A 15,800-nucleotide genomic window follows, 5' to 3' on the forward strand; every position below is an offset into this window, starting at 1 on the left:
ACACAACCATTACAATGTACCACCATCGTTTAATAAATTTCTGGGGATGTCTAATATCAAATCCGGTAGTATCGGTACAATTAATATCGTAGGAGTTTTGTGACCAAACCCCTACCAAATTTGGAATTTTGCCTCTTTTAGAATCTTCTACTCCAAAGTAAGCGTATTTGATATAATAGAGTCAAGCTTACTAATACAAATTCACTTTAAATATGTCACAAATAGTTTCAACCTTTAGATATGAAATAACTTCCTGAAATTACTATATTTTTAAAGTTTTGAGCTGATAAAATCTTACTTTTGACTTTGAATTTTTGACTTTTAAATTCCCTACCCCCTAAAAAAATGGTATTAAAATTTCTGAAAACAATTAGTAAAGCAGTGGCAGAAGCAGCCAATTTTGTTACTCTTAAAAAATATGCTAAGTCTACAAATATAGTAACTACAAAAAATCCCGTTTTAGCCAAACGAAAAGAAAATATTCAACTAGAAAAATTAAAACTAGAATATATCCAAAATCAAGATAACTTTGATTTAGAGAAACTGAGTCAAGATAATTCCCAAGAATTACAGGCATTTATTCAAATTGCCGAAACTACCAGACTCGAAACAAATATAGATTTTCCAAGATGGCTGTTGGAACAAGAAAAAGCAATTCAAATAGAACTACTCAAACAAAACTATGAACTCCAACGAGAATTAGTTGCCTATCAACGAGAAACTTCTCTACAAATTATAGAAGAACAAAAAAGATTGGAAAATTCTCCTATTTGGTTAGTTGCTGCCGATATTCTCAACTCCGATCCAGAGGAAAAAATTCTGCCTCTGCGAGTTTTCTTTGCTCCGCCAAAACTCGTATTTGATAGACTTGAAGCAGCTAATAATTATCCTAATTTTTTCCCTAATATTGAACTGACTTTAGCAGATGGTTTGCGACAATTTTTCAGAAATTATGCAGCTCAAGGCAGAGAAATAGATTTTTTGGCAGGAGCTTGGGTAAGTAAATCTTTTCATAGTGAAGCCAGTATTAAAGCTTTATTTGGTGTATTAAAATCTCAGCCAACTTTAGTTTTAGAATCAGAAGTTAATGGTAATTATCTCAATTTTAGAATTGCTTATTGGAGTTTAGGTTGGTCGAAATATCGTTACGACCCTATTATTTCTAGATTGCCTTATCAAGATATTTTATATGAATCTGCGAAACTCCGGGCGCGTCGATGGTTAGCAATTAGGTCTAAGTTAATTGCTACCGGAGAAAAAGGGAAAAAAATTGATGAACTTTATGGCGGTAATAATTTAATCAACCTGAAAAAATTACAGCGAGAGCAAAAATTTAGAAAGGCAGGAATTGACATTAGTGAGTTGGATATGAACTATATTGTCAATCAGAAAGACTTTGAGGAATTAGGGAAATTTTTAACTCTTTATCATTGTATATTTGCTGGTTTAGTAGCAGATGAATATTTTTTATTTGAATATAATCTCCCTCCTATTTTGCCAGAATTATTACCCGATTTAATTAAAAATTTACCAGAATCTCCAGAAGTTGATGAGATGATGGAAGCGGTGATTTTCTATTATCAAAAAATTTATCAATATCTGGAAATTCAGCGTTCTGCTTGGATGCCAGAATTGACTTTAGATTTAGCTCAAAGTTTGGCAAATTTACAAAATAAAGTTTGGGCAATTACACAGATTGAACATTCCTTAAAATATTGGTTAAAGTCACGGGGTTTGTCGTCAGATCCAGACAAATTAATTTTGCTATTGGAAGCCATAGAATCTGTAGTCAAAGCAGAAGATTTGGAATATGTAAATAAATTAAATCAATGTTTAACAGCTATTGGTGAAACTAGGCAGTTAAATATAATGGAAATTTGCTACAAACGAGCCGTAAGTAATTTTAAACAGGAAGATTATCTAGGAGCAATTAGTGATTTTGACCACGCAATAAAGCTGAATCAAAATTGGGGTGAAGCTTATTATAATCGTGGTTTTGTTTATGGAAAAATCGGTCAATATCAAGCAGCCATTAATGATTTTACCCAGGCATTGCAGATCAATGAAAATTGGGTAGATGCCTATAATAAACGAGGTGATACTTTTAATCAATTAGGACAATACGAACAGGCGATCGCTGACTATCAACAAGCATTAAAACTACAGCCAGACTGTGAAGATGCTCGGCGAAACTTGGGCATTGTCCAGGGAGTTGTGGCAGAAATAAAACGCCAACAACAAGAAGAAATAAAACCAGTATCTCCACCCGTTCAAAAAACATCAAAACAACAGAAACATAAACTAGAAAATTGTGTTGTAACTAATGAATTTCAGGCACATTCAGAAGGAGTAAGTTGTCTTGCTATCAGTCCAGACGGACAAATATTAGCTAGTGGTAGCTATGATGACACTATTAAGTTGTGGCAGTTGAGTACCGGAGAAGAAATTTCTACTTTTACAGGACATTCCGACGATGTGGAGTCAGTGGCATTTAACCCTAATGGCGAGATATTAGCTAGTGGGAGTTACGACCACACTATCAAACTATGGCAGTTGAGTACAGGCAAAAAGATTCGTACTCTGCGCGGACATTCCAATGATATTGAGTCCTTAGCATTCAGTCCCAATGGGCAAATATTAGCTAGTGGTGGCGACGATAACCAAATTAAGTTGTGGCAGGTGAGTACGGGTAACGAACTTCATACTCTCACAGGGCATTCTCAGAGGGTTTGGTCTGTGGCGTTTAGCAATGATGGGCAGATGTTAGCAAGTGGGAGTGGTGACAATACTATAAAGATTTGGCATTTAGCTACAGGGCAAGAAATTAAAACTCTCAGGGGGCATTCTGGTTATGTGAGTGCAGTTGCGTTTAGTACTGACGGTGAAATATTGGTGAGTGGCAGTGATGACAACACTATTAAGTTATGGCAGTTGAGTACGGGTCTGGAAGTAGCTACTTTGACTGGGCATGACAAAAGTATTTGGTGTTTAGCAGTTTCGCCAGATGATACTTTGCTGAGTGGGGGTGCGGATAATATGATGAAAATATGGCAGTTGAGTACAGGTCTGGAAATGGGTACTTTGACTGGTCATGCTTTGGGTGTTTTAGCTGTAGCAATTTCTCCTGCAGAAGATTTTTTGGTGAGTGGGGACGGTGATGGTTGTATTAGGGTTTGGCGATAGGTTGTTTGCACTCAGGAGTCATATCATGTCCGCTTAAATAGTTACACCTTGGTGAAGGGAAGGCAGAAGGATTTCTGGCAATTTTGATTTAATTTTATACACAAACTATGCTACCGGACATGATATCAGGAGTCAAGAAGGAAGACGAGAAGAAAGTTTTTGATCGCTAATTAAAACTCACATTCCGCAATTCAATTTGTAACATTAAAAGTAGTAGAAAAATCCGTAACTAGGTAGATATTTATACTATATAGCTCCTACATTTGACCTTTCTCAGCAGTCAGATTCTCAGGAAAATATTAAGTATAATATCATGTTCCCCCGGAGGGGGAACAACGAATTGCGGATAATCAGTTATAATAAAATTTAAGGACTCCGGGTATCGACAGTACCAAACAAATACTTAAATTATCAATACCCCCAATACGAATATTTGTTCTTTTTCTCCAATATTTCCTCCTGACTCCTGACTCCTGACTCGGGCCTCCTCACAACAGTCATTTATAAGTATTCAACCGAACATGATATAAATACTCAATTACTTACTCCTATTGACCACTATAATTGTCTCCTGTCTCCTAATAATACCATTTTGAAAAAAGAATGTTACGAATAGTAAGAGGGATAAAAATAATTTTCAGGAGACATCCCTTTGACAAAAAAGATGATTTCCAACCTAAAAAGTGGTATTGAAGCCATTCCCATACGACTCCTGACTCCTGACTCCTGACTCCTAAAAAATCCCCTAGTTATTTGTAGCAAACATTTATCAAAATGGTATAATAGACATCTCCAAAAAAGAATAGACTTTTTGCAGAAGTAGGCAACAGCGGTGCGACCCCGCGTCGGCGTCAGACGCAAGGGAATGCCAACCAAGAGAGGGAATGCTGACCAAGAGAGGGAATGCGCACCAAGAGAGGCAACAGCTCATCTGGCAACAGGCAAAAGGGAAGAAAATTTATGAAAAAAGACACAAAAAATAATCTATATGTGTAATTTCCACTCCTATGTCTAATAAGTATTCAACGGGATTTTATATTAACTGTGGCAAAGTCGTTGATGTCTTTGAGGAAAATGGTGGTTTTGACAACGTTTGAGCAAACTCCACCTACTGCTGTAAGAATAGCTTCTAGGTTTTTCATATCAAATCCGTTTAATTGGACATAAAAAAATTCTTCAATGGTCATAACTACGCTTATCTTTGTAATTCTTTCTCCTCCTGACTCCTGAGGACTGACTCCTGAGGACTCCTAACTTAACCATTCTATGGCTGTTTAACCGGATTTGATATCATTACTTGTTCTGTTTGTTTACTTACATCGTCGGTATAGACTATTTGATTGATTCTAGTGTTGATCGCTATTTGACCTGATACAAAAATCATTTGACCTGTGGCAGCGATCGCTTGATTATATGGACTAACTGCTTCGGGTGCTTTGTCGGTTTTGATTATTTTGCGTATTGTAGTAGGTGTGATTGTTTCTATTTTTTGTTGGTTATCGCTTGGTGTTTCTGCTTTGGTAAATTCTTCATCATTCGGCATTATGGTATCAGTAAAGTCTGCATCTTTATACTTTCTACCCATAAGTTTTAGCACCAGATAAATTGGCTTTAATCAGATTAGCTCCTTCTAAGTCAGCTCCCATCAAATTTGCTCCTTGTAAATTTTTCCTTTCTAAATTTACTTCTTTGAGAGAAGCTTTTTTAAAGTTTGCATTAGTAAGGTCTGAGCCAATGCCACATCACTATATAATATTTAATAGATATAAATATCATATAATAGATATAAATATCGATAAAAATTAAAGACTATGAAACTGCCAAAAATTATTACTATTACCCTTTTAACAATTGCCGGATTAACTACGCCAATTCTAGCAGAAAATGCCAATGATATCCGAAAATTTTTAGACAACCCATCAGCAGTTTGTCAAGGATGTGACCTTAGTGGAGCTGACCTTAGTAATATCAGACGACGAGGTGCAAAACTTAGACAAGCTAACTTAACAAATGCCGACTTAAGCAAAAGTAATTTTAGTGGTTCTTACTTTACTTGTGCTGACTTAGCTGATGCTAACCTGCAAAATACTAACCTCCAATGGTCTAATTTAGTAGATGCTAATCTCCGTGGAGTTGACCTCAGAGGTGCTGACCTCAGCAAGACTGATTTAAGTGGTGCTATTTTCGAGGGTGCTTTAACAGAAGGGGTAATATTAGAAGGAGCAAAAATGCCTGATGGAGCAACTATTTATGATGGCCGTGGTTTAGAGTCATTTCAGCCTAGACCCATTTTATCTCAAGCACGAGTTCAATGTCTGGGAGACCAAAAATAATCGGTAGTGGTGCATACTCATGGTAGAGGGAAATGGAGATATGTGGAGATGGGGAGATGGGGAGATGGGGAGATGTGGAGACCTGGAGCGGAAAAAACTGTGAGTAGGAAAGAAACCGAAATACATCCTCTCTCTTGGTCGATTGGATATGGGGAGGTCTCCTCGCCATCCCACTCTACGGGAAGCTCCGAAGATCAACCGCTTTCTTTTAATAGGAGCTGAGGTAATAACAGTTGACATCATTAGGTAATTTGTCCCAAGTTTGATCAATAGACATCTGGTAAAAATCAAAAATCAAATCAATTCTCACACATAAATTATCAATTCTTTCCCCTCCTGGGAGGGGGAGGGGCGAGGGGTGGGTTCCCTACTGCCTACAGCAAAGCTGCCTACTGCCTATGGGTGGAGGAGATGTCTAATACCATTACCGTTGCAGGACTGCCAAATAATCTTAATTGTTGAAGTTTGGTTGAAGAATAAAACTTCAAACTCTTAATATAAAATTACTTCAAATTATGATTAATTAGTTTGGTATGAGGTCTGGAGATAGTGAATTGTTTATAGTGTAATGAATGGTTAAATAATTTGATATTATAGGCTTTGTGAGAATCCCCTATTCCTCTCCTCAACCTAAAATTTCTTTGTTTGTTTTTTCTTTTTACCAAATAATTAAGCTTGAAAGCTTCTACGCATCAAGAATAAAAAAAATCATTTTAGTCAATCCTCTAATTTTAAGGAGAAGTAATTATGAATGATAATTGTTATAGGAGTCGCCATTACTATATTTGACAGATAAAAAGCTTAAAACTTAGATAAAACCAGATTTTTCCTTCTTCCTTCTTTCTACTTCATTCTGCTATAATTGTTGAATCTTTTCTGAAAATATGTCTATTTATTCCTCAAAATCTGCCGATCATTTTGTAGTTAATTACAATAATATTACGGCCGCAGCTAATCGTTTATATTCGGTGGCTCATCGCACACCTGTAATAACTTCAACAACTGTAAATAAACTCACTAACTGTCAAGTATTTTTCAAGTGTGAAAATTTTCAACGAACAGGATCATTTAAGTTTAGAGGAGCTTACAATGCTCTATCTCAACTATCAAAAACTCAAAAACAATCGGGAGTCTTAACCTACTCTTCGGGCAATCATGCTCAAGCGATCGCCTTAGCAGGAAAATTATTAAATATTCCCACAACTATAGTTATGCCCGACAACGCTCCACAAGTAAAAAAAACGGCTACTCGTGGTTATGGAGCAGAGATAATTTTCTATGATGTAAATGAAATAAATAGAGAAAAACTAGCTCAAAAAATTGCTCAAGAAAAAGGTTTTATAATTATTCCTCCTTATGATCATTGTGATATTATTGCAGGACAAGGTACAACTGCTTTAGAATTAATTGAACAAGTAGGAAGTATAGATTTACTATTAGTATGTTGTGGTGGAGGTGGTTTACTTTCAGGTTGTGCGATCGCCACTAAAAATCTCTTAAAAAACTGTCGAGTTATTGGCGTGGAACCGAAAAATGCAGATGATGCAACTCGGTCTTTTTATTCTAAAATTCTACAAACTGTATCTAATCCTAATACTATTGCTGATGGTGCTAGAACACCTTATTTAGGGAAGTTAAATTTCCCATTAATTTTGAATTATGTTGATGATATGGTGACAGTTTCAGAGGAGGAAATTTTAAGAACAATGTATTTTATCTGGGAGAGAATGAAATTAGTAATAGAACCCACTGGAACATTGGCAGCAGCAGCTTTATTAGAAGGTATTGTTAAAGTTTCTGGTGTGAGAGTTGGAGTAATTATTAGTGGAGGAAATGTGGATTTAAAACAGGTGGGAGAGTTATTTAAATTTCTTGATTAACTGTAAATAAATTAATAAATTGACTAAATTGAAAGTTTAGGAGCTAAAAGAACTAGCAAATTAACTATTGAACAATCTTTTGTGCAACAAAGCATCTAAGCACCAATAATACTGTTGTCGGAACTCAATTTCACAATTTTCCTGAAGTTCCAATTCCCATAGTTGCTGATATGAGTTCTGACTTTTTGAGTAAGGTTATCGATCCTTCTCCCTGTGCTTGTATATATGCACACGCTCAGAAAAATGTCGGACTTTCCGGGGTGACTGCGGTTGTAATCCGAAAGAGTATTTTGGAAAATAGTCCGGACGATCTGCCAGAACTTTTAGATTATCGTACCCATATCGAACGCAAGTCTAATTATCATACACCTCCCTGTTTTTCTATCTATATGATGTGGCATATTTTGCGCTGGATAGAAGAAGATATTGGTGGTGTGGAAGCAATGGAGAAGATTAATAGGCAAAAATCTTCTGCTCTCTATGATTTTATTGATGCGACACCTTTATTTGATTGCCCTGTAGATTTAGGTTCTAGATCGCGCATGAATGTAGTTTTTACACTACCGACGAAAAGTTTGGAAGAACAGTTTATTCAGAAAGCGTTTGCATCTGGACTTGTTGGTGTAGCAGGACATCGTACTAAGGGAGGATATCGTGTCAGTCTTTATAATGCTGTCACTTTAGATGCAGTGAAAAATCTGATTGAATTTATGGATAAGTTTGCTCAAAAAACGAATTATCAAAAATCTGCTTGAGCATACATAGATTCAATAAGTTCATCATCATTATTTTGGCGTTGCACAATCAGGGATGATTAAATCCGAAAGTAGATATTTTTGGATAATTCTTTCCTCAATATATGTACAGTTTAAAATCTATTATCATTCTTTAATGTGCAACCCCATTATTTTAGTTGACGTTGGTGAAAAGAGGTATGATATCCTGTCCGGATAAGAGCGCGAACAAAAAACTTCTCCTTCTACTACTCTTTCTTATTCTTTCTTTCCTCCTGACTCTGTCCAACTGAATTCCCCTCCTGGAAGGGGGAGGGGCGAGGGGTGGGTTGACTCCTAAATAATTAAGATTAATATCATACACGCGCTTCACCAACGTCTTTTAGTTTATTAGAGTTGTCGCTAAATAAAGGGAAAAAATCACTCTAACCTAGACAGAGTAATAATTCCCAGCATTTTTGCCTTCCAATAGCTACAATCCTTACATAACAAGGTTTTTGGGGGATTTTTAAGTTATAAAGCGACAAGTCTATTGATTGTGATGTTATTGAACCAAATTTAATATTATCATTTTCTTTGTGGGTTTAATACCCCACCGTCTACACGGTGTTCAAAATTACTTGGGGGAACGTAGACGCGGAGCAGCCCTTCGTTGACTATCCCCATGTAATTTTCCTCCTGTCTCCTGTCTCCTGTCTCCTGTCTCCTTCTTCAACAGGATGTTAGGTATGAGGTACGAAAAACTAGGACTTGAGATTGCTTTCTGTTCCGGAATGCTCCGCAAACCCTATGGGTCGCAATGACGGAAATACGTTCAGGTGCGTAAGTCCTATTAGTATAAGTCAAACATCTGCCGCCTTTTTTGCTTCTTCTAACCAACGATCAAACAATTCTTGATTATTTTCCACCCACTCCTTAGCATGGCGACGAATATCCTCTGGAGAATCTTCACCATCTTTAATATATAGACTTTCAAGATTCATATCCTCAGCAGGAATTTGAACCAGTTCAAACCAACGTTTGGCAACTGGGTTAGCTGCTAAAAATTCTTTGTTGGCAAAAATTCGCTGGCGATCGAGAGCAAATCCCAGATTTTTACCTTCTATAGTAGTATCTTTTTCTGTTAGATTTTTCTGGGATTCGGGAAGAGAGGTAAAGGGAACTTCCAACCAAATTATATCTTGCTCTGGTTTTAAGACTGTAGATATCCAGTGAGGATTAAAAGCATAGTAGAGAACGCTTTTTCCTTGCTTGTAGCGACTAATAACATCTGCAAGCAAAACAATATATTGTCCTCTATTGTGTTCAACTGTATTTTCTAATCCATAAGCTTTGATTTGATGATCGATTATTCGTTCACAAAACCAACCCGGATTACAACCGACTAAATTAGCTTTACCATCACCATCCGAATCAAATAGTTGAGCAATTTTTGGGTCTTTAAGTTGTCCAAGGTTAGTAATATTATATTTATCAGCAGTTTTTTTATCAATTTGATACCCTTGTACTAAATTAGGAGTTAGAACTCCAACTCGCTCTAACTTTTTTTTACCCCCAGCATTCTTAAAATATTCTTCGTGTGCTTTTTCACCGCTGCTCGCACTATAATCTAGGTCTCCATTAGCAACAGACAAATAAATAGCAGGGTAATCAATTTCTTTCGGTTTTTCAATCTGATAACCAAGTTTTTCCAGACCAATATTCACAATCTCGGTTTGGAAATGTTCTTCAACCCAATTACTATGGGCAGCACGAACTCTAGTTTTTTTTACAGACGAATTTGATTGACAGGCAATTAAACCTATCAACAAAATTGTCAAAGTCATTCCTAAAGCAAATTTTCTGAACTTTTGTTTCATTAAACAGTTCTAATTAACTTATAATAAAGATTATTTAGGTAGACTATATCCTCAAACATTTGATTATCCAAAAACTTTATAAAAGCTTAAGTATTCTATATTTTCATAGGCAAAAATTATGCACTAAATTACAATCTAATACTAGAGCGTTAATCAAACAAATGAAAATTATTTGTTGGCAATAATTCGCAGGCGATCACTAATTATTTCGACATGAGAAAAAATATTATGGAACTGAGTTTAAAGACATGAAGCAAGAGGAATTTACAGCAAATATTTGTCTCAATGGTATAAGACTCTAGGTAAAACTTAAAATAGTTAACCATTGGTGCGATGAAATTAATATTTTTCCAATCCTATTTTGACTTAGCATTGTCTCTATTATCAGGATTATGAGTGCAAAAAATCTGTGGATATTTGTTAATATTATTTTAGCTTTATTACCTATAGTAACTAATTTTCTCTTAATTAAGATCATGAAAATTAATAAGAAGTGGTATGAAACTCTAACAGGTGGCGAGTTATTCATTTTTTCTACAACAATCTCCGCTTCTGCTATTGGGGTTACTTTTTTTCAAGGTAGTTTAGATAATTATTGAGGAAATTTAGTATTTTGTATTCTTCTTTTAACGATCATATTTTCCACTCTTTTGTTTGGTTTGGGTAGTCTCATAAAACTTAACGAAGACGTAATCGCCAAAATGCCAGATGAAAGATTATATGCTATTGCTTCAATTGGTTGTGCAGTAGCAGCAATTTTTTGTAGTTACTACATAAATTTTTTATCAGGTACAATAAAATGAATAATTCAACAATTCAAGGATTGACAAAACAAGAAGAAACTCTATTTTGGGATTTAATTAATAAAATATTAGCTCAAAAGTTATTACCAGAAGCATCATCTACTTCTACAGAAAAACAATTCCAATTAAATTTAAAGGTGGATGAGAATGATTCAATAGATGTAAACTCTATCCAGTTGAAATTGGAGGCAATTAAACCTCCTTCTCCATTTATACCTATTGTTTTGTATGTAATTTCTTTTGGAGGATTTATTTTAGGGTTCGTAGCTACTCCTGGAATAATAATCTGGATATTAACAAACTCTGTTACATTTACAATATTTGCTTTAACAGGATGGGTATTAATATGTTGTTTTCTTGGAGTGAGAGCTTTGATGGGTAAAAATAGTTGGGGTATAACTATAGGTGCGTGTACTGCTTATTTGATCGCCTTATTATTAGTAAGTTTACTAGAGAAACTTTTGTTTTTATGAGCCAGATACAAGAAAATTTGTCACTAAATTTTACCCTCCACCTCAAAGAAACTTGTAACTATATTTCTATGTCTGCTTTAGCACATTGATAGTAGTAAACAATAACGATATTTACAACGCTGTGGGAGACGTGCGTTAAGTAACACCCTTCGCACCCTATGTAGTTTAATATTTATTTTACTAACAGTTTATTATTCTGACGTAAGCATTCAGGTTTTGAGGTTGCATTATAGTAAAAGAAATAAGGAAAACCGAAAGACCCACCGCTATAAAATCATCAACTATAAATCTTTTTCTGCTGTTCAACTAATTAAATAAAGTAGCGATTGCCCTGTTTTTGAAATGAAAGTTTTGAAATGAAAGTTTTGAAATAAAAATTTTGCAGATAAAGCAAACCCCCCTTAAAAAAAGAGAGGCTTTAAAAAGTTGAATATTAGAAAATTAATTATTTGAAGAAGAAGTCAGGACTTCAAATCTGCCACTAATTGAAAACCAACTAATCTGATAATTTGTAATTGATATTAAACCAATTTATTAATCTTAGCTCATACAGAATTTTCTTGTTGAATTCTCACTCCTGACTTCTGTTTGCGGAGCATTCCGTAGGAAATTCTGACTCCTAAATTCTTCCTAATGATGATGATGGTGGTGGTCATGGTCGTGATGGTGATGATGACCGTGGGAATGTCCATGCTCCCCACCGTGACTATGACTATGAGTTTTCTTCGCTTGTGCCACTGCTAAAGAAGGATTAACAGCTAAAGCATTTTCACTCAACAACTCCTCAATATAAAGATTAGCCCAATCAGCAGCCATCTGCAAAAATTCTGGGCGATCGTTTACACAACGCATTTGACGATAAGTTACTTCTGGATATTTGCGACGTATTGCTTCAATAATATGCTCAACATCTAATAATGTTTCGTGATTTTCTGTGGCAAAACCAATAGGCATAAATATAATAGCTGTTGCACCTAATTCTATGAGGTTTTTAGCAGCAGTTTTAGCATCTGGTTGAGTCCAGTCAATTAGTGGGGTATCGTGGTTTAACCAACCCACAGAAATTAAAGGAAAACGATTAATTAAACGTTCCCGCACTAACTCATAAAGTGCCTGACTTTCATCAATTCCAGAAGTAAAACCTTTGGCTTCGTGAGGGCAACCATGATTAGTTAAAACAATGCCAATTTGAGATGGTAAATGAGCAACTGCTAAGTCATTAGCAATTTCTTCTTCTACCATTTTTGCCATTAGATTAATATAATCAGGTTCGTTATAAAAGGAAGGAATATAACGTTGACCTTTAATCCAATGTTCGGTCTTATCTGCTAATTTTACTAAGGCTTCATTAACCTGTTCTACAGCAATTCCACTGGTAAAAATAGAATCAACTACTAGCAAAGGATAAATCAATAATTTATCAAATCCTTCAGTTTTAATTTGTGTTAATACTTGTTCTGGTAAGTGGGGAGCGCAGAAGTTGAAAGCTTTGAAAACTTTGACGCGATCGCCCCACTTTGCTTGGAGATTTTTTTCAATTCCTGCTCTTTGACTTTCAAAAATAGCATTATGAGGAGAGATAAAATTGCCATGTTGATGACTCCATTCATGCAAGTCAAAAATAGCTAATAATTTGGCAATGGGAGGGTATATCCAGGTAGGAACAGGAGCAAATTTAGCAGTAAGTAAATTTAAAGCTTGTTCGTTATAGTTAGCAAAATCTTCATAACTTTCTACTTCACCATATCCCATTAATAAAACTGCTACTCTGTCTTTTTTATCGGATGGAGCAACTGTTGATTGTTGAATTTTTTCTGGAGTAGTAACCACGTTTTTTACCTTGATTTTAGAAATATTAATTAACTTGAAACAAGAATGCACAACAGAAACAATTTATTGCTTTATACTCGGTCAAAAAAACAAGTATAAAAATCCTTTTTTTGAGAATAGGTTTGATTGAAATATGATTGAAAAAAAACAAACATTTTTCTCGAACCTACTCCTACCACTATTGGTTTCTGTGCAACAGTAATAGTGAGTAATTAGACTCTGGTGTTAGTTTAACACTCCCCTCCGGGGGGATGGGTACTACAATAATTGAGATTATATAAAATATTCAAGGTTTGCTTGGGACATTTAACGAAGTCAGAAGTTAACCCACCCCTCGCCCCTCCCCCTCCCAGGAGGGGAAGTAGGGGATTGGAGCAAGGTTCCAAAAATACAGCATATTTCGGGCAAATTAAGGTACAGGGTAAATGATGAAAATATTGTAGTGCGGGCATCTTGCCCGCGATGGGTGTACCTCATAACAATGGGAAGCGCTGTATTTCGCCTTAAAAGGCGACGTTTTAGACCCAATTATACTGATAACTGATAACTGATTAGACCCAACTATTTTGATAAAAAGCTGAAGACTCAGACAAGGCCAGATTTTTCCATCCTTCAGTCCTCTCCCAGATAACTAAAGCCTTCTTCTTTCTTCCTTCTGAATTCTGACTTTTGACTTATAACTTATAACTTCAGGACTTACGCAAATTATTAGATAAAACGCTATCTGTAGAGGGCAAATGCTATTCGCCCCTACTAGATATGGCGCTTGGTGTGTAAGTCCTGACTTATAACTTTCTTCCTTCTTACTTTTAACTTTTGACTTTTGACTTTTGACTTGACTATGACCATAGTAATTTGCCCTGGAATGCACGACCCAAAGCTAACTGAGCAATTCTTGGAGGGACTATTTGTCCATTGGCAAAGTCTCTCTCAATCTGGAGAGCTGTTAATTTGTCCCACACAAAATTATTCTCCCTATTCTGCTATTGACATTTTGAACTTTTTATGCATAAAAAAACAATTAACTAAAAATGTGCCACTATTATTTATTGCCTTTAGTGCTGGAGTAGTAGGAGCAGTAGGAGCAGCTTGGGGTTGGCAACTACGGGGTGGACAAGTCAAAGCCTTTGTTGCTATTGATGGGTGGGGAATGCCTGTAGAGGGAAACTTTCCTATATATAAGGTGAGTCACGACCATTTTACACATTGGAGTTGGGGACTTTTGGGCACTGTGAATGAGAGTTTTTATGCCCATCCATCTGTAGAACATTTGGAAATCTGGCGATCGCCCCAAACTACTACAGGTTGGTGGTTGCATCAAAACAGTATTGAAGTAAAAACAGCTTCACCAGTAACAGCAGCAGAATTTATCAGAATAATACTAGAAAACTATGGAGAATTAAGCAGTTTTTCAGATGGTGAAGTATGTTCAATAATTAATAATTAATAATTAATAATTACCTCTCTTTGAAAAGAAGAGGATTGACTATAAGGATTTCTTTTTCTTTTTTTTCCTTAATTATTCAGAAAAACAATCAATCTCTGTTTTCTATTTCCTGTTCTCTAAAATATGAGAATAATATGGATAATTAAGCACTTGAGTGATGAGAGTATTTTGGGCGGATAGTGAGGTACAGTTTAATACTAATCTCTTTTCGCTATTATCTATTCCCTATTGCCTATTACCGAAAAATTGTGGTCTAAAGCCTCCCTTTTTAAAGGGATAAAAAGCGGTCGTTCGCGACAGCGGAACGGAGTTCTATCTTCGGAGCTTCCCGTAGGGTGGGATGGCGTACTTCGGAGCGGCTCTGATAAGAGCGGGTCTCCTCGCTTGCCGACCATCGACCAACAGAAAAGAGACTATTCCTGATGTCAAGCCTCCTTATTGCAGATGTACTGATAACTGATAACTGATAACTGAAATGACCTAGTTTTTTTAGATGAAACAAACAACAAAACCGCGAGTAAAAATTTACTGTATTAGCAGTATTGAAGAAGCAAAAATGGCAATTATTTATGGAGCTTCAGCTTTAGGTTTAGTTTCTGCCATGCCTTCTGGACTAGGAGTGATTTCTGAGGAATTAATAGCAGAAATTTATGCCATAGTTCCACCAGGTGTATCTACTTTTTTATTAACCAGTAAACAGGATGTAAAATCAGTTATTGAACAACAGCGTCGGTGTCAGGTAAATACAATTCAAATATGTGACTATCTTACATTAGGAAAATATCAAGACTTGCGAGATGCTATGCCTGGAATTGCTCTTGTACAAGTTATTCATGTTACAGGAGAAGAATCGGTAAAAGAAGCTGTTGAAGTTTCTCCATTAGTAGATGCAATATTATTAGATTCTGGCAATAAATATCTACCAATTAAACAATTAGGAGGTACAGGTAAAGTTCATAATTGGGATCTTAGTAAGAAAATCCGGGAATTAGTAGATGTGCCTGTATATTTAGCAGGTGGTTTAAACTCAGAAAATGTCACGGCAGCAATTAAACAAGTTTCTCCTTTTGGTTTAGATATTTGCACTGGTGTCAGAACAAATAATAAATTAGATGAAATGAAACTATCTCAATTTTTTAGTCAGATTTATTACAGTAGTTTTGGAGTTGATGAGGTACAAAATCTTAGGACTTTAGGGAGTAGGGAGTAGGGAGTAGGGAGTAGGGAGTAGGGAGTAGGGAGTAGGGAGTAGGGAAAA

At 35.8% G+C, this 15,800-nt stretch carries 16 protein-coding genes; 9 read left to right on the forward strand and 7 right to left on the reverse strand.

The window, feature by feature from the left end:
- Nucleotides 1-345: 345 nt before the first annotated feature.
- Nucleotides 346-3,183, forward strand: coding sequence for a tetratricopeptide repeat protein (locus F6K18_RS15905; RefSeq protein ID WP_287522128.1), 2,838 nt, complete (start codon nucleotides 346-348; stop codon nucleotides 3,181-3,183).
- Between the two features lie 606 nt (nucleotides 3,184-3,789).
- Here the strand turns inward: F6K18_RS15905 and F6K18_RS15910 are convergent.
- From F6K18_RS15910 to F6K18_RS15925, 4 genes are all read right to left on the reverse strand, one after another.
- The gene (locus F6K18_RS15910) at nucleotides 3,790-3,945 is read right to left on the reverse strand and encodes a hypothetical protein (protein WP_287522129.1); all 156 of its coding nucleotides are present in this window, start codon (nucleotides 3,943-3,945) and stop codon (nucleotides 3,790-3,792) included.
- 260 nt (nucleotides 3,946-4,205) lie between these two features.
- Nucleotides 4,206-4,325, reverse strand: a complete 120-nt coding sequence (locus F6K18_RS15915; RefSeq protein WP_287522130.1) for a Rid family hydrolase — start codon at nucleotides 4,323-4,325, stop codon at nucleotides 4,206-4,208.
- 122 nt (nucleotides 4,326-4,447) lie between these two features.
- Nucleotides 4,448-4,768 carry a Rid family hydrolase gene (locus F6K18_RS15920; protein WP_287522132.1) on the reverse strand — a complete coding sequence of 107 codons (321 nt, stop codon included), beginning with the start codon at nucleotides 4,766-4,768 and terminating at the stop codon, nucleotides 4,448-4,450.
- Nucleotides 4,761-4,919, reverse strand: a complete 159-nt coding sequence (locus F6K18_RS15925; protein ID WP_287522188.1) for a pentapeptide repeat-containing protein — start codon at nucleotides 4,917-4,919, stop codon at nucleotides 4,761-4,763. The genes F6K18_RS15920 and F6K18_RS15925 overlap by 8 nt, the downstream gene beginning before the upstream one ends.
- 75 nt (nucleotides 4,920-4,994) lie before the next feature.
- Between F6K18_RS15925 and F6K18_RS15930 the strand changes: the two genes are divergently transcribed.
- The 4 genes from F6K18_RS15930 to serC all read left to right on the forward strand — a co-directional run bounded on the left by F6K18_RS15930 (nucleotide 4,995) and on the right by serC (nucleotide 8,151).
- Entirely contained in the window at nucleotides 4,995-5,516 is a 522-nt protein-coding gene (locus F6K18_RS15930) for a pentapeptide repeat-containing protein (protein WP_287522134.1), read from the forward strand.
- A 6-nt stretch (nucleotides 5,517-5,522) separates the two neighbouring features.
- Nucleotides 5,523-5,738, forward strand: a complete 216-nt coding sequence (locus tag F6K18_RS15935; protein WP_287522135.1) for a hypothetical protein — start codon at nucleotides 5,523-5,525, stop codon at nucleotides 5,736-5,738.
- A 662-nt stretch (nucleotides 5,739-6,400) separates the two neighbouring features.
- On the forward strand, nucleotides 6,401-7,396 hold the full coding sequence (locus F6K18_RS15940; protein ID WP_287522136.1) for a threo-3-hydroxy-L-aspartate ammonia-lyase: 996 nt from the start codon (nucleotides 6,401-6,403) through the stop codon (nucleotides 7,394-7,396).
- Between the two features lie 74 nt (nucleotides 7,397-7,470).
- On the forward strand, nucleotides 7,471-8,151 hold the full coding sequence (gene serC / locus F6K18_RS15945; RefSeq protein WP_287522189.1) for a 3-phosphoserine/phosphohydroxythreonine transaminase: 681 nt from the start codon (nucleotides 7,471-7,473) through the stop codon (nucleotides 8,149-8,151).
- A gap of 154 nt (nucleotides 8,152-8,305) precedes the next feature.
- Here serC and F6K18_RS15950 read toward each other — a convergent pair whose 3' ends face one another.
- Together F6K18_RS15950 and proX are read right to left on the reverse strand one after the other, a co-directional pair.
- Complete coding sequence (locus F6K18_RS15950) at nucleotides 8,306-8,506, reverse strand: hypothetical protein (protein WP_287522137.1); 201 nt, start codon at nucleotides 8,504-8,506, stop codon at nucleotides 8,306-8,308.
- Between the two features lie 466 nt (nucleotides 8,507-8,972).
- Nucleotides 8,973-9,989 (reverse strand): glycine betaine/L-proline ABC transporter substrate-binding protein ProX, encoded by a 1,017-nt coding sequence (gene proX / locus F6K18_RS15955; RefSeq protein ID WP_287522138.1) that lies wholly within the window; start codon nucleotides 9,987-9,989, stop codon nucleotides 8,973-8,975.
- A 392-nt stretch (nucleotides 9,990-10,381) separates the two neighbouring features.
- Between proX and F6K18_RS15960 the strand changes: the two genes are divergently transcribed.
- Both F6K18_RS15960 and F6K18_RS15965 read left to right on the forward strand, forming a co-directional pair.
- Nucleotides 10,382-10,588 (forward strand): hypothetical protein, encoded by a 207-nt coding sequence (locus F6K18_RS15960; protein WP_287522139.1) that lies wholly within the window; start codon nucleotides 10,382-10,384, stop codon nucleotides 10,586-10,588.
- A gap of 200 nt (nucleotides 10,589-10,788) precedes the next feature.
- Nucleotides 10,789-11,265, forward strand: a complete 477-nt coding sequence (locus F6K18_RS15965; protein WP_287522141.1) for a hypothetical protein — start codon at nucleotides 10,789-10,791, stop codon at nucleotides 11,263-11,265.
- Between the two features lie 630 nt (nucleotides 11,266-11,895).
- On the opposite strand, the gene F6K18_RS15970 is transcribed toward F6K18_RS15965, so the two are convergent.
- Complete coding sequence (locus F6K18_RS15970; protein ID WP_287522143.1) at nucleotides 11,896-13,095, reverse strand: ferrochelatase; 1,200 nt, start codon at nucleotides 13,093-13,095, stop codon at nucleotides 11,896-11,898.
- A gap of 841 nt (nucleotides 13,096-13,936) precedes the next feature.
- Here F6K18_RS15970 and F6K18_RS15975 point away from each other — a divergent pair.
- Both F6K18_RS15975 and F6K18_RS15980 read left to right on the forward strand, forming a co-directional pair.
- On the forward strand, nucleotides 13,937-14,542 hold the full coding sequence (locus tag F6K18_RS15975) for a hypothetical protein (protein WP_287522145.1): 606 nt from the start codon (nucleotides 13,937-13,939) through the stop codon (nucleotides 14,540-14,542).
- Nucleotides 14,543-15,035: 493 nt separating this feature from the next.
- Nucleotides 15,036-15,752, forward strand: a complete 717-nt coding sequence (locus tag F6K18_RS15980; protein WP_287522147.1) for a phosphoribosylanthranilate isomerase — start codon at nucleotides 15,036-15,038, stop codon at nucleotides 15,750-15,752.
- Nucleotides 15,753-15,800 lie beyond the last annotated feature (48 nt).

Source organism: Okeania sp. SIO2C2 (genome assembly GCF_010692625.1).
Taxonomy (GTDB): Bacteria; Cyanobacteriota; Cyanobacteriia; order Cyanobacteriales; family Microcoleaceae; genus Okeania; species Okeania hirsuta.

Bases quoted from the DNA above. Each gene is read 5' to 3' on its own strand.
- F6K18_RS15905 (WP_287522128.1), top strand. From the start codon at position 346: ATGGTATTAAAATTTCTGAAAACAATTAGTAAAGCAGTGGCAGAAGCA.
- F6K18_RS15915 (WP_287522130.1), bottom strand. From the start codon at position 4,325: ATGAAAAACCTAGAAGCTATTCTTACAGCAGTAGGTGGAGTTTGCTCA.
- F6K18_RS15920 (WP_287522132.1), bottom strand. From the start codon at position 4,768: ATGGGTAGAAAGTATAAAGATGCAGACTTTACTGATACCATAATGCCG.
- F6K18_RS15930 (WP_287522134.1), top strand. From the start codon at position 4,995: ATGAAACTGCCAAAAATTATTACTATTACCCTTTTAACAATTGCCGGA.
- F6K18_RS15940 (WP_287522136.1), top strand. From the start codon at position 6,401: ATGTCTATTTATTCCTCAAAATCTGCCGATCATTTTGTAGTTAATTAC.
- proX (WP_287522138.1), bottom strand. From the start codon at position 9,989: ATGAAACAAAAGTTCAGAAAATTTGCTTTAGGAATGACTTTGACAATT.
- F6K18_RS15960 (WP_287522139.1), top strand. From the start codon at position 10,382: ATGAGTGCAAAAAATCTGTGGATATTTGTTAATATTATTTTAGCTTTA.
- F6K18_RS15965 (WP_287522141.1), top strand. From the start codon at position 10,789: ATGAATAATTCAACAATTCAAGGATTGACAAAACAAGAAGAAACTCTA.
- F6K18_RS15975 (WP_287522145.1), top strand. From the start codon at position 13,937: ATGACCATAGTAATTTGCCCTGGAATGCACGACCCAAAGCTAACTGAG.
- F6K18_RS15980 (WP_287522147.1), top strand. From the start codon at position 15,036: ATGAAACAAACAACAAAACCGCGAGTAAAAATTTACTGTATTAGCAGT.